Origin of the sequence: Burkholderia sp. IDO3 (assembly GCF_003366075.1) — a bacterium.
Classification (GTDB): Bacteria; Pseudomonadota; Gammaproteobacteria; order Burkholderiales; family Burkholderiaceae; genus Burkholderia; species Burkholderia anthina.
The window spans coordinates 682748-699240 of record NZ_CP028962.1; the positions used below are offsets into that span (position 1 = coordinate 682748).

The following is a 16493-nucleotide window of genomic DNA, read 5'->3' on the forward strand; positions in this document are numbered from 1 at the left end:
CGTCGATGCGCCGGACGAAGCGAGCGCGCGCCAGCGCTGCATGGTTTCGGGCGAGACGGTCACGGTTCTCGCGGTGAAGCGCCGGGCAGGCATCGTCCCGTGGTCGCGACAGCCGAAATTTCCGCTCGGCCTGTTTCTGCAGGAGTTGTCGACACTGCTCGATGCAGGGCTCGTGCTGATCGAGGCGATCGAGGCGCTGCGCGACAAGGCCGAATCGGAGAAGGGGCTGCGCGCGGTTCTCGACGAGCTGGTCGCCAGGATGCGCGAAGGACAAGCTTTTTCGATGGCGCTCGCGCAGCAGCCGTCGATCTTTCCACCGTTGCTCGTCGCGACGGTCGAAGCGTCGGAGGGCAGCGGCCAATTGCCGATCGCACTGCGGCGTTTTCAGCATTACGAGACGCGTCTGGAGCAGATTCGCAAGCGCGTCAGCGGCGCGCTCGTCTATCCCGCGGTCGTGATGGCAGTCGGGGCAGCCATTCTGCTGTTTATGCTGTTTTTCGTCGTGCCGCGCTTTTCCGCCGTATTCGAGAGCATCAACGAGCCGCCCGCGACCGCCGTCGTGATGCTGTGGTGGGCCGGACTGGTGCAGCAGCACGGCATGGTCCTGCTGGCCGGATTGGCCGGGCTGGCGGTCGCGACCGTGGCGCTCGTGCGCACGCAGCATGCCCGACGAACGTTTCTGAACGTGCTGTGGCGGACGCCACGGCTTCGCGAAATCTGTCACTTATTTGTGCTGTCCCGGTTCTATCGCACGGTCGGTTTGCTGCTGGCAGGCGGGACGGCGGCCATCGATGCGCTCGAACTGGCCGGGCGCCTGCTGCCGGCGCCGTATCTTCCGCGTCTGGAGCGATCGCTGGGCGACCTGCGTGCCGGACAGTCGCTGTCGGATGTGCTGACCGCGCAGAACCTCACCACGCCGGTTGCCGAACGCCTGCTGCGGGTCGGGGAGCGCAGCGGCGAACTGGGCGAGATGTGCGAGAAGATCGCGCACTTTCACGATGGCACGCTCGATCGCGCGATCGAGGTATTCAGCAAACTGTTCGAACCCATTCTCATGCTCGGCATCGGTGCGCTCGTCGGCGCGATCGTATTGCTGCTCTATCTTCCGATCTTCGAGCTGGCGAGCAGCATCAGCTGATTCAAAAATAGGCTTCGGCCTTGTCATTTTTAGGTTTTGTTGAGCCTTTTTGTCGGCGCGCGTGCCTGCGCCGACAATCCCCTCCATTGATTCAACACATTCATTCGACTTTTCCTGGAGGTGATGTGACGAGCGTCGCAAGTACATCCGTGTTGCTGCAGGCCTGGCAGGACGAGGCCATGCAGCAGGGCGTCGCCCTGCCGGTCTACCTCGATGCGCTGCTGGGGCGCGAGCCTGATCGGCTCGGACAGGTGGCATCGTGCCTCGGGGCACGGCCGCTGTCCCCGGAACGACTCCGGGGTGCCGCGCCGCGCTGGGATCTGTTGCCGCTGGCCGAGGCCCTGGCCGTGCACGTATTGCCGCTGGAAATCGATGGAGCCGCCTGCGTGGTCCTGGCCGATCCGTTTGCCCGGGCAACGCGCGAGCGCCTGCAACGGCGATTCGCGCCGGATCGGGTCGTGTTCGCGATGAGCCTGCCCGGCGCGGTTGATGCTTGTCTCAAGGAGATGGAGTCGAGTGAGCGCGTGATGGACGATGCGGTCGACGTCGGCGCTCAGAGCGATTCGCTCGCGCTGGCGGTCGAATCGATCACGCTCGCGAGCATCGCCAACGACGAAAGCCCGATCATTCGCCTCGTCAACATGACGCTTTATGACGCGCTGCAGAGCCGCGCGAGCGATATACACCTCGAAGCAACCGCGGAAGGGCTGCAGATCCGCTATCGAGTCGATGGCGTGATGCGCATGATTCGTTCTGTCGCGGGTATCGAGGTGGCGAGCCAGATCATGTCGCGCCTCAAGGTTCTGGCGAGTCTCGACATCGCGGAAAAGCGCGTGCCGCAGGACGGGCGCTTCAAGGTCGCGCTGCAGGGTCGGGAGATCGACCTGCGCGTATCGATCATGCCCGGTGTGTACGGTGAAAACGCGGTGCTGCGTATTCTCGACAAGTCGCAGCGCGGCCGCCAGCTAAGCCTCGACACGCTCGGTTTCGACGCGCATTCGATCGGCCGGATCCGGGCGCTCATGCAAATGCCTCACGGGCTGACGCTCGTGACGGGGCCGACGGGCAGCGGGAAATCCACGACATTGTACGGCGCGCTCTCGGAGATCAATACCGGCGACGAGAAGCTCATCACGATCGAGGACCCGGTCGAATACGAATTGCAAGGTGTCCTTCAGATTCCCGTCAACGAAAAGAAAGGTCTGACGTTTGCGCGCGGCCTGCGGTCGATTCTTCGCCACGACCCGGACACCATCCTGGTCGGCGAGATCCGCGACGAGGAAACCGCATCGATCGCCGTGCAGTCCGCGCTGACAGGGCACCGCGTGTTGTCGTCGGTGCATGCGAACGATGCGTTCAGCCTGATCGACCGATTCATCTACATGGGTGTCGAGCCGTCGACGTTTCTCGAGGCACTCAACGGCATCGTGTGCCAGCGCCTCGTGCGGCGACTGTGCGCCGAGTGTCAGGCGTCGCGGCCGGATTGCGAGACGTGCGGGGGCAGCGGTTTTCATGGTCGGGTAGGTCTGGCCGAAGTCATTACGCTCGATACGGCATTGCGGGTCGCGCTTATCGACGGCTCGCCGGACAAGCGCGAGGCCGCACTCGCGCGCAGCGCGGGCTATCGCTCGCTCAAGGATGGCGCGCTTGCGCTGATCGACATGGGATTGACGACATATCAGGAGGTACAGCGTGCAATTGTTTTGTGAAGAGCGTGTGGCCCTGATCGGGTCGGAACACATCACGCTGGCTCGCCCCCGGACTATGCCGATCGCGGCGATCGAACACGGCGGCGAGCCGGTTGCCGCGCTTGCCGGCCTTCTGGCGCAGGCCGGCGGCGGTGCCAAGGGGCGCGGCGTGCTGTCGTCGTTGCGACGGCTTCACGTCTTGCTCGGACATCCGTGGCTCGATGCCGCGATTCTGCCGTGGCAGGACGGCCTGGTTGCCGGTGCCGCATGGCAAGCGTACGCACGTGTCGTGCTCGCCGAGCATGGCGTCAAGGCGCCGGAAGGCTTGAATCTGTGCATCGAGGCCGCCGGGTACGGGCGCTCGCGTCTGTGCGTCGGTGTGCGCGCCGAATGGGTCGGCGCGCTGGCGGCAGCCAGCGAGGGCGCCGGCTGGCGCATGGCATCGTGCCGCGACATCGTGTCGGCATCGGCCGCGCGTCATGTCGGTCGGGTCGGAGGCAACGGCACGCTGGCGTTGCTGGAACCCGGCACGCTGACGTGTCTGTTCCGCGCAAACGCCCAATGGCAAGATCTGGCCACGCTGCGGCTCGACGCGGGGCAGTCGTTGCCGGAGGCGCTCGACACGCTTGCCGTGCTGAGCGGTCATGCGATGGACGACGGGATTCACGTCGCGGGTTGCGTGCCGTCCGGCGTCGCGTCGAACAATCGGTGGACCTGCGTCGGTTCGCCCGATCGCCGCTGGGATGGGGTGCCGGCATGAAGCGCATGCGCGATTTCGATTACCTGCCGAAGCGCCGGATGCTCGCGCCGCTCGCATGCCTGTTGCTGATTGCCGCGTTGTGCGGCGGCGTGTGGACGGCGAACGAGCGCTCGGTGGTCAGGAATCTGGATAACGAAATGGAACAGTTCCGAGTGCGCGTCGATAACCGGCAGCGCATCGTGAACCGGGCGCGCCGGGATGCCCGGGACGCGCAGCAACGCACCGCGGAATCGGACCGGAAGGCGCCGATGACGGCCGTCGGCGAAATGCCGATGTTGCTTGACATCGAGCACGCCTGGACGCCGAAACTGGCGTTGCTGTCGCTGGCCATGTCGACCAAGGACGGCCGCGAGCAGGCGCGCATCGACGGGCTGGCAGCGAACCTGACGGAAGTCTATGCGTTTGTCGCGCGCCTGCGCCACGGCGCCGGCGGTGAAAAGCCGGGGGTTCGGGTAACGCTGCTGCAGCACGGCATCAAGATGGTCGAGCAGTATCCGCTCGCATCGTTCAGCCTGAGCGTGGAGGCGAGATGAAGCGGTTTCTCTCGACCCCCCTGAAATGGGGCATGTTGCTGGCTCGCGGCAGATGGTATGCGACGCGTGCTTCGGAAGAACTGGGCCGCGTCGGAATCGTGGCGGCGTTCGCCATTGTCGCGATGCTGGCTTATCGGTTCTGCATGCTCGAACCGGACGAGCGTGCGCTGCGGGCGGAACAGCAGACGCTGTCGACCCGGTGGCAACAACTCAAGGCGGTACCGCACGCGGAATCGTCGAGCGCTCAGCCTGCCGACGTGCTGAGCGGCGATCCGACCGCACGCAAATTTTCGATCTTCGACGTTCTGAAGCGTCACACCGTGATGATCGAGGAGGCGGCGTACCAGACGAGCGACGAGAGCGGCAAGCTGTCGCGACGCTCGATGGTCCTGACCGGCCAGGGGCGCTACCCCGATATCGTCGGCGCGCTGCGGGAGTTGCGGCAACAGCCGTTCGTGACCGTGGACCAGCTGACGCTCGAACGCACCGCGATGGAGACTGATCAGTTGCGCGTCGTGATGCACGTTTCCTTGCTGGCGAGGTTGTCATGAACCGCGCCGGGATGATTCACGCAACGGCCGTCGCGATGGTTGCCGCGTTACTGACGATGCGGGTTGCCGGCGCTGCCGAGATGTCCGCCGAGCGTCCGCGTGTCGATCTGTTTCAGGCCCAGAGCCCGGCCTCGCTGGTTGCGGAACACAAGCCTTCGTCCACCGAGCCGCCGTCGCTGCCGCTCGAGCCGCCGGAGCCGGCGTCGGCCACGCTGCCGGCGGATATTCCGCAAACGAAGCCGGCGATGCCTTTCGACGTGAGCGGCGAGTGGCGGGAGCCGGACCGGCACGTGATCGTGCTGGAAGGGATGGGCCGAATGTTTCTTTTGTGCGGGCGTTGCGGTGGTTTGCGTGACGCGGTGCGTCCCGGCCAGGCACTGGCAGGCGGTTATCGCGTGAAGTCGATCGACGACGCCGACGTCGTGCTGGCGGGGCCGGATGGTCGGCCGCATCGCTTGCCGATCGATCGCCACCCGCATTGATGCAGTTTCTTCTGAACGAATTGATGAGAGCTTGAACGTGAAACGGATACTGATTCTGTCGGCACTGCTGCCAGCGCTGCTGGGTAGTGCGTGTACGTCGCTGAAGGGTGCCTTGGGCAACAGCGACAGCGAGGCCGTAAAGCAGAGCAACGCCTTGATGAAAAGCGGACAACCCGAGCAGGCGATCGACGTCCTGCAGACGGCGCATCAGGCGCGTCCCGACGATGCGGAAGTGAACGTGGCGCTGCGGAATCGACGCGCGACCTATGTGAACGACGAGTTGCGGGCGGCTGGTTCGGCATGGGCGCTGGGTGATACGGAAAGCGCTTTCGATCACCTCGGAAACGCACGCCGGGCCGATCCGACTAACCAGCGCGTGAGTCAGACGGTCGCACGGCTGCAGCGGCGAGTTGCACTCGGCAGCGAATTGGCGCAGGCCGAACGGGTGCGGCAAAACGAACCCGGCCGCGCGATGGAAATCGTCAGGCGCGTACTTGACGAGCAGCCCGACTTTACCGAAGCGATTCAGCTGCGGGACAGCCTGCTGCAGCAACAGCAACGCGAGCATCCGGTGCAGCCGCGACTGACCGATGCCTTGCGCAAGCCGGTGTCGCTCAATTTCAAATCGCAGCCGCTCGAGAATATTTTCGACGCGATTTCCCGAACGACCGGCGTAAACTTCGTTTTCGACCAGGAGGTCCAGACCTCGGCGCCGTCGAGCCTGTTTGCGTCCCGGACGACCGCCGAGGATGCGATCAACATGCTGCTCCGGACCAATCAGTTGGCGAAGAAGGTGCTTGATGAGCACACGCTGCTGGTCTATTCGGCGAGATCGGAGAAAAGCCGCGCCTACAAGGAATACATGATGCGCACGTTTTTCCTGTCGAACGCGGATGCGAAGAATGTCGTGTCGGCCCTGCGGCAGATGGTCAAGCCGAAGGACGTCTACGTCGACGAGCGTACCAACGCGGTGATCGTGCGCGATTCGCCGGAATCGATCAAGGTTGCCGAGCGCATCGTGCAGGCGCTGGATCTTCCGCAATCCGAAGTGACGATGGACGTGCAGGTCCTGGAGGTGAACTCGGACGAAACAGTCGATTTGGGCGTGCAGTACCCGCAGGAACTCGGGTTCTCGATCGAGCATCCGTACGAGCGGGTTCACACGACCATTGGCGATCTGCTGAGCCTGAACCGCAGCAATATCGCGGTATCCGGCGATGGCGGCGCGAAACTGCGGATGGCGATCAGAATGCTGCAAAACCAGGGCAAGACGAAGATTCTGGCCAATCCGAAGGTGCGTGTACGAAACAACGAGAAGGCCGATATCACGGTGGGCGAGCGGGTGCCGATCGTGACGACCACGACGAACAATGGCGTGACGAGCGAATCCATCTCGTATCAGGATGTCGGCCTGCAGCTGGTCGTGCAGCCGCGTATCAGCCTCAATAACGAGGTGTCCGTCCAGGTCAAGCTGGAAGTGAGCAGTATCCTGGGACAAGTCGCCACGAAGACGGGGTTGATCGCTTACCGGCTCGGCACCCGGAAGGCCGAAACGCTGATGACCGCACGCGACAGCGAGACGCAAGTGCTGGCCGGCCTGATCAACCAGAAGGAAACGTCGGCGACCAGCGGCCTGCCGTATCTTTCGCGGATTCCCGGACTGGGGCGTGCCTTCGGGACGGATAAATCCGAAGGCGGTCGAGCCGAGATCGTGTTGCTGATCACGCCGCATATCGAACGGAATCTCGCTTTGCCGGCATCCGCGGTCACGACGTTCATGTCGGGCACGGAAGGCGAGGTGACGACCGAGCCGATGACGTTTGGTCATCCCGACGGCTCGGGCGCACCGGCGTCCGTGCCGGCTGCCATGCCGAAGGGGGCGCCGGCCCTGAGCGATTCGGTCGGCCGTTTCGACGCGAACGCCACGATGCATCCGGCGGAACTCGACCGGAATCCGGCGGGTTCGGGTGCGCGAACGGCCCCCGCCAGCGGCGGTACCGTCGAGCCGGCGCCGGCCGGAGGGACGGATAAGGCTGCGCCTGATACGAGCGGCGCCAAGGAGAAAGGCGCGGCGAAAACGTCCATGCAGGGGGGCGCGGCAACGCACGGCGACGGGCAGCAGTTCGCCGCGGGCCCGTCGTCGAGGCCCGTCGCCGGCCCGGCGCACCCGCGGACTATGTGACGAGGGCGCGACATGCGGAGTCGATATTGGCGGCGTGCGAAGGCGCGCGATCGTTCCCGGGGCTTTACGCTGGTCGAGGTGCTGGTTGCGCTGACGCTGCTTGCACTGCTGGCATCCGTGGTGCTGCCGTTCACGGATCTGGTTCAGCGGCGCGGCAAGGAGGCCGAGCTGCGCCAGGCGTTGATCACGATTCGCACGGCGATCGATGCCTATAAGCAGGCATCGGACGACGGGCGGGTGGAGAAGTCGGTCGATGCGAGCGGCTACCCGCCCGATCTGGCCGCGTTGGTCGATGGTGTCGTCGACCGGAAAAATCCGAACGGCGACAGAATCTACTTTTTGCGGCGCTTGCCGGCCGACCCGCTTTGCGGATGTCCCGGCACGTCCGCCGCCGATACGTGGGAAACGCGAAGTTACACCAGTTCCTCCGACGCGTTCGCGTCAGGGAAGGACGTATTCGACATACGCTCGAAGAGCGGGAGGAAAGGTATCAATGGCATCCCCTACAGCCAATGGTGAATCGAGGCGCGCGCGAGGTGAGCGCGGTTTCACGCTGGTCGAACTGCTTGTGGTGATGGCGATCGTGGGGGTGCTGATGGCGATCGTCGCCCCCGGCTATTTCAAGCAGACGGACCGCGCTCGCGAAACGGTGCTGCGCCACAATCTGCGCACGATGCGGGTCGCGATCGACGACTATCGCGCCGACCACGGCACCGATCCGTCGTCGCTTCAAGTGCTGGTCGACGACAAGTATCTGCGTGAGGTTCCGCTCGATCCGGTGACCGGGCGGCGCGATACGTGGCGAACGGATGCGGACGGCGGCCCGGGGGTGCACGACGTGCACAGCGGCGCGCGCGGCAATGCCAGCGACGGGAGCCCTTATGCGCAGTGGTAATCGCGTTCTCCGAAACGTGCGCCGCATGCCGGCCGGATCGGAGCGGGGGTTCGCCTATATCGGCGTGCTCGTGCTGACGGCCGTGATCGGCATCGGTCTGATGCAGGCCAGCCTCGTATGGAGCAAGCAGCGGCAGCGCGAGCGCGAAACCGAGCTGCTTTTCGTCGGCAGCCAGATCCGGCTGGCGATCGAGCGCTATTACCGGGCGCCGCCGGGCAGCCAATATCCGAGGTCGCTCGATGCGCTCGTGGAGGACAAGCGCTCGCCCAACATTCAGCACCACTTGCGCAGACTTTATGCGGACCCGATGACCGGCAAGCCGGATTGGGGCATTGTCAAAGCCCCCGACGGCGGCATAATGGGCGTGTACAGTCAGGCTCCAGGCAAGCCGCTCAAGCAAGGGGGCTTCGCTCTTGCGGACGAAGCGTTTTCTGGAAAGAATAGCTACCGCGACTGGGTTTTCATCTATCGCCCGGATAATGCGAACGGGGCGGCACGTCCCTGACTTTTCCTTTCTCATGGAGCGGCTTCATGATCGTGGCAATCCTGGAGGACGTCGAACAACAGGCAAAAACGCTGGCGTCCTGGTTGCAGAAGTCGGGTTTCGAAACGGAAATTCGCCACGACGGCGACAGTTTCATCGAACTCGTGCGTACGCAGAAGGTGGATGTGTTGCTGGTCGACTGGGACGTTCCCGGCCAGAACGGGATTGAAGTGACGCGCTGGGTCCGGCAGACCTTCGCCGACGCGATGCCGGTCATCATCGTGACGCAGCACGACAGCGAAGAGGATGTCGTATATGGCCTGAACAGCGGGGCGGACGATTTCCTGACCAAGCCCGTGCGGCAGCGGGAGCTGGTCGCGCGCGTCGGCGCACAGGTGCGCAAATACTATCCGGATACTCAGGATCAGGGCGCGTTGACGCTCGGCAAATACAAGCTCGATCCGACTTCGCGCCGCGTGCACGTCACGGAAGTCAGCGGCGTGGAGGGCGATAGCGTTTTATTGTCGGCGCGGGAGTTCGAGCTGGCCATGCTGTTGTTCGGTAACGCTGGCCGGATCGTGTCCAAGGATTTCCTGCTCAAGAAGATCTGGGGCGAGGTCGACCGGAAGTACGACGCGAGCCTGGCGACCTATGTCAGCAAGATTCGCAATGCGCTCGCATTGCGTTCGAAGAATGGCCTCGTGATCTCGACGGTTTACAACTACGGGTATCGGCTGGAGCGGACGTAAGGCGCTGCTTCGGCGTCGAGCACTCGAACACCTCCGATTTTCCTTGATGCCGATTCGTAACATCCGCTTTGTCGTCGGGACGCAATGGTCGACGTATGGGACGGAATGGCGCGAGCCCGTGGAGAACATCTTCTGGGGCAGTACCGAAACGGCGGATCGTTGGCCAAGATACTTCGACGGAGCGGTTCGGCCGGGCTCGAGTGCGGCGAGCGACGTCGAGCGGAATGCCCGTTTTGCCGGCACGGCTTCGATACATGCTCCGATCCAGACGGAAGCGCTGGCATTGCCTCGCGGAGTGAATCGCGTTGTGGAGACTCTCTGGCCCGACCGTTGCTCGAGGGGCGGGCCGAATCGGGGCAAGACGCCATGAAAAATGAGCGTCGGCCGATGGTGCGGGGGTGGTGTGTTGCCCACAATCTCCCGTGGATCCACAGCGCCCAGGACGGATGGATGCCGGAATGCCGCGCGGCCTTCGGGCTAACGCTCGGGGCGTCCTCCGGCGAAGCGGCCGGGGACGGACCGACGAACCTTCATAAGAGCGGGCGATGTTGTATTTCGGTATTTCATGGAATGGAGAAGTCGCGAATGTGTGAATCGAATGCCCATATGCCGACTACGGACGCTCCCGCACGACGGCTGTTTCTGCGTGCGACGGGAGCGTCCGCATTTGTCGCGGCCGCGAGCGGGGCATTGGGCGGAAATGTCGCGGCGGCCGCGGATGTCGCTGCCCTGCCAAAGCCGCAGAATGCGCGGTCGCCCGATGAGGCCGTCAAGCTTCTGATGGACGGCAATGCTCGCTATGTCGCAGGCGTGACGCGTCGCCATGATTTTGCTCACGAGCGCGAGGCGTTGGGGATGGGGCAGAATCCCTATGCGGCCGTTTTAGGCTGTGCGGATTCCCGGATTGCGCCGGAATACGCATTCGATAGCGCGCGTGGCGATTTGTTCGCGGTGCGCGTGGCGGGAAATTTCGTCAACGACGACGTGCTCGGCAGCCTTGAGTACGCGGTGGCGGTATTGCAGGTGCCCGTCATTGTCGTGCTCGGACACGACAAGTGCGGTGCCGTGGGTGCTGCGGTCAAGGTCGAGACGAAAGGCGCAACCTATCCGGGGAAGATTCAGACGCTGGCCCGGGCCATGCTGCCGGCTGTCCGGAAAGCCCGAAACGATGGCGGCGATTTGCTGAGCGCGTCGATTGCGCAGAACGTCAAGGACAGCATGGAAAACCTGTCTGCGCGCTCGAAGATCATCCGCAATGCTGAAAAGGGCGGGAAACTGAAAATCGTGGGCGGCGTTTATCGGCTGCTGTCGGGCAAGATCGATCTCGTCGCCTGACGGGCCGGGCGAGGCGGTTGTTATTGCCGGCTCGTCTACCGGCAATCATCGCGATATGGGCAAACGCGTCGCAACGATATGGTATCGCCGGACGTCGGGACAATGGCTCGATGACTGCCGGCACATGCAGACGAACGGGATCGCGGGAGTCGATCCGGCTCGATGAAGCACGGTATTTCCGTGTCGAGGCCGGTTCCGATCCGGACTTCCGGCCGCATCGAAAAGCCCGTCGGGGCGGCTCGATCGCGGCACGATGCGTTTGGCCGGTGCGGCGCCAAGACGCGACTCAATCTTCCAGACCTTTCGCCTGCTGCCCGAGCACGCTGGGCGGCGTCACTCCGCCAGCAAGGCTTCGATGGATTGTGCCGGGACAGCGCCTGCGGCCATGCGGCCCTTCGCGTTGAATAGCGTCGGCGTACCTCGCAAACCCAGGGCGAGACCGAGCGTGCGGTTTTGTGCGATCGGGGTGGCGCACGCGTCGTTGAGGGCCGGCCGTGTGTTGTCGGACATCCATGCTTGCCACGCGGCGCTCCGGTCGATCGAGCACCATATATCGCGTGCGTGCTCGGCTGCCTGCGGGTGGAGCCCTTCAAGTGGATAAGGAAAGGTGTAGATGGTCACGTTCTCGATCTGGCGAAGCGTGTGCTCAAGTTTTTTGCAGTACGAACAGTCGGGATCGGAAAAGACGTACAGGACGCGCTTGCCGTTGCCCCGGATCGTCTTGATGGCATGGTCGCGCGCTTGAGACGCCAGGACCTGGGCCCTGTCCTTTTCCTGAATTCGGGTGCCGGGGGCGATTGCGGTTGAATCGGCCGGCGCGATGCGATTCGGTGCCGTGTCGGTGTAGGAGGCGGACGAATCGTTCGAAGGTTGAGCTGCGATGGCCATCGGAGCCGCGCCGGCGAAGAGCAGCGACAGCACCGTCAGGCGAAGAGTCGTGTTTTTCATGGGATTGCTTCGAATTACATAAAAATAAGGTGGCGATTCATGAGGGGCATTGCGCTGACGCGGTTGACCAGCCGCGACATATCGAGAGAGAACCGCGAGTCGCCGCGGGCATATTCAGGAATCGGCGCCGAACGACGGCGGCGTATTCGTCCGATATTCGTGCGCTCGCGCAACAGTTGATGCTGCGCGGACCGCCTGCGGAACGTCGCCAACCTCCTTGCATTTGTCTGCGTATTCGCTATCGAAGCCTGAAAGATCAGTGGCCGGCCGCCTCCGTATTCGATTGATGTTCCGCGCCGGTCTGGTGCTGAGCGGCGGGTGCGTCGTGGCCGTGTCCGTCGACGGCAGGGTCGTCGCATGCCAGGGCAGCGCCGCTGGTGGCGAATGCGGCGGCGAGAGCGAGGATCAGGTGGGTTGCTTTCATTAGAGATGCTCCGGTTGAGTGAATGGAAACGACGTCTGTTGAAGAAGCCGGTATTTGAGGTTCGAATGATGTAGGCGATTCGATGAGTTCGCCAGCTTGCTGAAAGAAATCTGAACGCAGGGTGCGGCGAGTTGGTTTTGTCAGGGTTTACGGCTTCGATGTTTTGATTCTTTTGATGTTTATGGTTGCGGGTCGATATTTGAGACAGTATGCGTCGGTCGTAAAGATCGAACGCCCCGATGAATCGTCGGACGCACTGTTTAATTCGAGATCGGCTATATGGCGGTGAAACTCGCTTTCATTGGCGTCGAGTATGTTTGTTCGTTGAGTATGCGAGCCCCGGAATTTTTCCATGCTGCTGAAGATTGGCGTGGTGGCCAGGAATTCTTGGGGCTTTGCGGACAGCGTTGCTATTTCTATATGGCAGATTAATTTTAATTGATTGTTGGTGATAAAGATTATGAAAGTGACGAAGCTGTTTTCCGCGATCGGTACGGTTTTTATCGTGCTGGGCATGCAAAATGCATCGGCTGAAAGCTCGCCGGTGGAAGTGCTCCCTCAAAGTGCGATCGAGGAAGACGAATCCGATGAGCGCTCGAAAAGGGATTCGAATGCAATAGGGGATGAAGGTGATTTGAATCGAATGACTGGTTCTAGAGCCGCTGGCGTTGCGTACGATTACGTGCTCGGCGATCGAATTACCATTGGCAACGGCGCGGTGGTTTCGACGGATCCCTCGGTCGTCTCGGGTGTGGCTATCGGTACGGACGCACGTGTTCTGGGCGATGGCGGCATCGCAATCGGGAAAGGCGCCAGCGCCGGTACGGGCTCGGGGATGGCGGACACCATCGCCATTGGCGGAAATGCAATTACGACCGGATATCAGGGGGTCGCGATCGGGGGAGGATCGTTTGCGGGTGGTTCCAACATCGCTTTAGGTGCCAAGGCGAAAGCGGATGGTACGGGCCCATCGATTGCGATTGGAACGAACGCGCTCGCGACGGAGTGGGACACGACGGCGTTGGGGGGCGAGGCACGAGCGACGGGACGGCGCAGCACCGCCATCGGTGCCAATACAACGGCATCGGGCGCATTCAGCGTTGCGCTGGGCAATTACTCGGTCGCTGATGAGGATTACACGGTATCGGTCGGTTCCGATACGGCCAAGCGCCGAATCGTAAAGGTTGCGGATGGAACGCACGATTACGACGCCGTCAACCTCAAGCAATTGAACGTGGTCGATGCGGCAGTGTCCGAGTTGGCGGTGGAGGCGACTCAGACGCAGCAGAAATTCAGTAGCGTCGATGCCGCCCTGAAGAAGCTGCGGGAAGGACAAGATGGCCTGTTGCAGACGGGCGTCTGGAGTTCCGACGTCGTGGCGCCCAATGCGAGCGGGAGCATGGCGCTTGCCGGCGGAAGCGGTGCGCAGGCGCTCGGCGCGTACTCGACCTCGTTCGGTACCGGCAGTATGGCCGCGCATGAGGCCAGCACGGCAATCGGCTATCAAAGTAGCGCGCGGACGCAGAGTCTGGCTGGCGATCATGCCACGGCCATCGGGGCATACGCCAACGCTGCGGGAACCTATACCACCGCGGTGGGTGCCAATGCCGCCGCGACGAAATACTATGCGACGGCCGTGGGCGCAGGCGCAAAAGCAAGCGGCGACAACGGTGTTGCAGTCGGTGTGTTCGCAACAGCGCAGGGCTGGAACAGTGTAGCGCTGGGACATGGTTCCGTGGCGGACAGCGACAATACGGTATCGGTCGGCTCGTCGCTATTGAAGCGCAAGATCGTGAATGTCGCTGACGGCGTATTGAGCGCGGACAGTACCGATGCGGTCACGGGCAAGCAACTGAACGCGACGAACGCGAACGTATCGTCGCTGGGTGATCGGGTGACGACGAATGTGGGCGATATATCGAATCTGAAAGGTCAGATAGCATCGAGTGTTTCGTACGACGATGGGCAAAAGAATGTGATCACGCTGGGCGGCACGAGTGGCACCGAACGCGCGACCGACCCGGTGCGGTTGAGGAACGTGGCCGATGGCGTGGAAGATCACGACGCCGTGAACCTCAAGCAATTGAAAGCGGCGGGGATCGTGGACGACGGCGAGGGCGGCCAACTGACGTCGCGGGCGGTTACGTACGACAGCGAGTTGAAGAATGCGGTGACGCTGGGGGGCGTGGATGCGCCGGATGGCGTGCGATTGTCGAATGTGGCGGACGGTGTTCAGGATACCGACGCGGTGAACCTGAAGCAACTGAGCGCAACGAACGCGAACGTGTCGTCGCTGGATGAACGGGTGACGACGAATGCGGGCGATATATCGAATCTGGAAGATCGGATGGCATCGAGTGTTTCATACGACGATGCGCAGAAGAATGTGATCACGCTGGGCGGTGCGAGCGGCGCCGACCCGGTGCGGTTGAGGAACGTGGCCGATGGCGTGGAGGATCACGACGCCGTGAACGTCAAGCAGTTGAAAGCGGCGGGGATCGTGGACGACGGCGAGGGCGGCCAACTGACGTCGCGGGCGGTTACGTACGACAGCGAGTTGAAGAATGCGGTGACGCTGGGGGGCGTGGATGCGCCGGATGGCGTGCGATTGTCGAATGTGGCGGACGGTGTTCAGGATACCGATGCGGTGAACCTGAAGCAACTGAGCGCAACGAACGCGAACGTGTCGTCGCTGGATGAACGGGTGACGACGAATGCGGGCGATATATCGAATCTGGAAGATCGGATGGCATCGAGTGTTTCATACGACGACGCGCAGAAGAATGTGATCACGCTGGGTGGTGCGAGCGGCGCCGACCCGGTGCGGTTGAGGAACGTGGCCGATGGCGTGGAGGATCACGACGCCGTGAACGTCAAGCAGTTGAAAGCGGCGGGGATCGTGGACGATGGTGACGACGGGCAACTGACATCGCGAATTGTCGTGTACGACGATGCGCAGAAAAACACCGTGACGCTGGGTGGGGGCGCGCGTAACGGTGCAGTTACCGTGACCAACCTCGAGAAAGGGGCGCTCTCGGCGAGCAGTTCCGATGCCGTGAACGGGTCGCAATTGCATGGCGTTGCATCCAGCATCGCGAGGATGATCAGCGCAGATGCGGTCGTCGGCGAAGACGGTAGTCTTATTGCGTCTATCGAGGTCAACGGCGATCGCTACAGGACGGTCGAGGACGCCATTCAGGCCGCTGCGGCATCGGCCGCGACGGACTCCATGGCGGTGAAGTACGACGACGAAAGCCGCGCGAGCGTCACGCTCGGCGGCACCGGGGCAACTGCGCCGATCGTGTTGTCGAACGTGGCGAACGGCGTGAACCAGTACGATGCGGTGAATTTCGGTCAACTGAGCGAACTTGCCAACAAGGTCGAGGGTGTACAGGATCGCGTGAGCATTCTTGAACAGGCGCCGGCCGGCGATTCGGGCGGTTCGGCCGGCGCAGGCGGTTCGATCGGCTGGGACCTCGATGCCGGCGGCGAGAAGATCACCAACGTCGGCAATGCGACCGAGAAGAGCGATGCTGTCAACCTGGGGCAGATGAACGATGCGATTCAGGCAAGCGTCGGCCTGCCTGCGGGAACGACGGCCAAGGACTACACGGATCAGCAGATCCAGGGTGTTCGCGGCCAGATCAACGACGTGTCGAAGAACGCATATTCCGGCATTGCCGCGGCCACTGCGCTGACGATGATTCCGGGTGTCGATCCGGGCAAGACGTTGTCGTTCGGTATCGGCGGCGCGACCTACAAGGGCTACCAGGCGGTGGCGCTCGGTGGCGAAGCCCGCATCAACCAGAACCTGAAGGTGAAGGGGGGTGTCGGTCTGTCGAGCGGCGGCAACACCGTGGGAATGGGTGCTTCGTACCAGTGGTAATGCAGCGAGGCGGCGGTTCGTGCCGCTTCCGCCCGCAAACGGGAGAGGGCTTCGGGCCTCTCCCGTTTTTCACATCCTCCAAACCGACGCGTGTTTCCCGTCTTCCCGACAGGCGTCCACGGTCGGCATGACGATGCGCTGATTGCCTCGACGAAGCGATTTCTCATAAGATTTTATGGATCTTATGAAAAATATACTTTTTAAATAACTCTATCCTGTGTGTAACGGTACGCTTGCACGTTGACGACGTCGGGTTCCGGTCTCGGCCGTCATGAAAAATGCCAGAAAGTGATGACGATTCCCGAACCGGAATCTTGTGACGGCGACGGGCCCCGAAATGTCTCCGGCTTGCATATTCCTTGCCGTTTTCGTGCAACGGGGAGTGCTTGAATGCTTTTCAATCGTATGAAGGAATCCGTTTGGACAACGAGTGGCAAC

Annotated in this window: 15 protein-coding genes; 13 read left to right on the forward strand and 2 right to left on the reverse strand. The window is 62.6% G+C overall.

The features are described from left to right. Positions 1-172: 172 nt before the first annotated feature. The 12 genes from DCN14_RS03290 (at position 173) to DCN14_RS03345 (ending at position 10797) form a co-directional block, all read left to right on the forward strand. Positions 173-1138, forward strand: coding sequence for a type II secretion system F family protein (locus tag DCN14_RS03290; RefSeq protein ID WP_240327251.1), 966 nt, complete (start codon positions 173-175; stop codon positions 1136-1138). 149 nt (positions 1139-1287) lie between these two features. Further along, the gene (locus DCN14_RS03295) at positions 1288-2847 is read left to right on the forward strand and encodes a GspE/PulE family protein (protein WP_346265269.1); all 1560 of its coding nucleotides are present in this window, start codon (positions 1288-1290) and stop codon (positions 2845-2847) included. Next, positions 2831-3586, forward strand: coding sequence for a hypothetical protein (locus DCN14_RS03300; RefSeq protein WP_143331630.1), 756 nt, complete (start codon positions 2831-2833; stop codon positions 3584-3586). The genes DCN14_RS03295 and DCN14_RS03300 overlap by 17 nt, the downstream gene beginning before the upstream one ends. Continuing rightward, positions 3583-4119 carry a hypothetical protein gene (locus DCN14_RS03305; RefSeq protein ID WP_096500120.1) on the forward strand — a complete coding sequence of 179 codons (537 nt, stop codon included), beginning with the start codon at positions 3583-3585 and terminating at the stop codon, positions 4117-4119. Before DCN14_RS03300 ends, DCN14_RS03305 begins: the two co-directional genes overlap by 4 nt. Then, positions 4116-4670, forward strand: a complete 555-nt coding sequence (locus DCN14_RS03310; protein ID WP_115531357.1) for a GspMb/PilO family protein — start codon at positions 4116-4118, stop codon at positions 4668-4670. Before DCN14_RS03305 ends, DCN14_RS03310 begins: the two co-directional genes overlap by 4 nt. Next, positions 4667-5152, forward strand: a complete 486-nt coding sequence (locus DCN14_RS03315) for a hypothetical protein (protein ID WP_096500116.1) — start codon at positions 4667-4669, stop codon at positions 5150-5152. Before DCN14_RS03310 ends, DCN14_RS03315 begins: the two co-directional genes overlap by 4 nt. Then, positions 5109-7334 (forward strand): secretin N-terminal domain-containing protein, encoded by a 2226-nt coding sequence (locus tag DCN14_RS03320; protein WP_240327252.1) that lies wholly within the window; start codon positions 5109-5111, stop codon positions 7332-7334. Before DCN14_RS03315 ends, DCN14_RS03320 begins: the two co-directional genes overlap by 44 nt. A 12-nt stretch (positions 7335-7346) precedes the next feature. Then, on the forward strand, positions 7347-7853 hold the full coding sequence (locus DCN14_RS03325; protein WP_096500114.1) for a type II secretion system protein: 507 nt from the start codon (positions 7347-7349) through the stop codon (positions 7851-7853). Continuing rightward, the gene (locus tag DCN14_RS03330) at positions 7828-8229 is read left to right on the forward strand and encodes a type II secretion system protein (RefSeq protein ID WP_096500112.1); all 402 of its coding nucleotides are present in this window, start codon (positions 7828-7830) and stop codon (positions 8227-8229) included. The genes DCN14_RS03325 and DCN14_RS03330 overlap by 26 nt, the downstream gene beginning before the upstream one ends. 25 nt (positions 8230-8254) lie before the next feature. Further along, the gene (locus DCN14_RS03335) at positions 8255-8734 is read left to right on the forward strand and encodes a type II secretion system protein (RefSeq protein ID WP_240327253.1); all 480 of its coding nucleotides are present in this window, start codon (positions 8255-8257) and stop codon (positions 8732-8734) included. A gap of 26 nt (positions 8735-8760) precedes the next feature. Beyond that, the gene (locus DCN14_RS03340; protein WP_096500108.1) at positions 8761-9462 is read left to right on the forward strand and encodes a response regulator transcription factor; all 702 of its coding nucleotides are present in this window, start codon (positions 8761-8763) and stop codon (positions 9460-9462) included. Between the two features lie 585 nt (positions 9463-10047). Then, positions 10048-10797, forward strand: a complete 750-nt coding sequence (locus tag DCN14_RS03345) for a carbonic anhydrase (RefSeq protein WP_096500106.1) — start codon at positions 10048-10050, stop codon at positions 10795-10797. Positions 10798-11130: 333 nt separating this feature from the next. Here the strand turns inward: DCN14_RS03345 and DCN14_RS03350 are convergent, their stop codons facing one another. After that, the gene (locus DCN14_RS03350) at positions 11131-11745 is read right to left on the reverse strand and encodes a DsbC family protein (RefSeq protein ID WP_096500104.1); all 615 of its coding nucleotides are present in this window, start codon (positions 11743-11745) and stop codon (positions 11131-11133) included. A gap of 256 nt (positions 11746-12001) precedes the next feature. Beyond that, positions 12002-12169, reverse strand: coding sequence for a hypothetical protein (locus tag DCN14_RS37825; protein ID WP_162826162.1), 168 nt, complete (start codon positions 12167-12169; stop codon positions 12002-12004). Positions 12170-12629: 460 nt separating this feature from the next. On the opposite strand from DCN14_RS37825, the gene DCN14_RS03355 reads away from it, so the two are divergent. After that, positions 12630-16055 carry a YadA-like family protein gene (locus DCN14_RS03355; RefSeq protein WP_096500102.1) on the forward strand — a complete coding sequence of 1142 codons (3426 nt, stop codon included), beginning with the start codon at positions 12630-12632 and terminating at the stop codon, positions 16053-16055. Positions 16056-16493 lie beyond the last annotated feature (438 nt).

What these genes read in the sequence shown, in the direction of transcription:
- DCN14_RS03305 (WP_096500120.1), top strand. Translation starts at nt 3,583, where the DNA reads ATGAAGCGCATGCGCGATTTCGATTACCTGCCGAAGCGCCGGATGCTC.
- DCN14_RS03310 (WP_115531357.1), top strand. Translation starts at nt 4,116, where the DNA reads ATGAAGCGGTTTCTCTCGACCCCCCTGAAATGGGGCATGTTGCTGGCT.
- DCN14_RS03315 (WP_096500116.1), top strand. Translation starts at nt 4,667, where the DNA reads ATGAACCGCGCCGGGATGATTCACGCAACGGCCGTCGCGATGGTTGCC.
- DCN14_RS03320 (WP_240327252.1), top strand. Translation starts at nt 5,109, where the DNA reads ATGGTCGGCCGCATCGCTTGCCGATCGATCGCCACCCGCATTGATGCA.
- DCN14_RS03325 (WP_096500114.1), top strand. Translation starts at nt 7,347, where the DNA reads ATGCGGAGTCGATATTGGCGGCGTGCGAAGGCGCGCGATCGTTCCCGG.
- DCN14_RS03330 (WP_096500112.1), top strand. Translation starts at nt 7,828, where the DNA reads ATGGCATCCCCTACAGCCAATGGTGAATCGAGGCGCGCGCGAGGTGAG.
- DCN14_RS03335 (WP_240327253.1), top strand. Translation starts at nt 8,255, where the DNA reads ATGCCGGCCGGATCGGAGCGGGGGTTCGCCTATATCGGCGTGCTCGTG.
- DCN14_RS03340 (WP_096500108.1), top strand. Translation starts at nt 8,761, where the DNA reads ATGATCGTGGCAATCCTGGAGGACGTCGAACAACAGGCAAAAACGCTG.
- DCN14_RS03345 (WP_096500106.1), top strand. Translation starts at nt 10,048, where the DNA reads ATGTGTGAATCGAATGCCCATATGCCGACTACGGACGCTCCCGCACGA.
- DCN14_RS03350 (WP_096500104.1), bottom strand. Translation starts at nt 11,745, where the DNA reads ATGAAAAACACGACTCTTCGCCTGACGGTGCTGTCGCTGCTCTTCGCC.
- DCN14_RS37825 (WP_162826162.1), bottom strand. Translation starts at nt 12,169, where the DNA reads ATGAAAGCAACCCACCTGATCCTCGCTCTCGCCGCCGCATTCGCCACC.
- DCN14_RS03355 (WP_096500102.1), top strand. Translation starts at nt 12,630, where the DNA reads ATGAAAGTGACGAAGCTGTTTTCCGCGATCGGTACGGTTTTTATCGTG.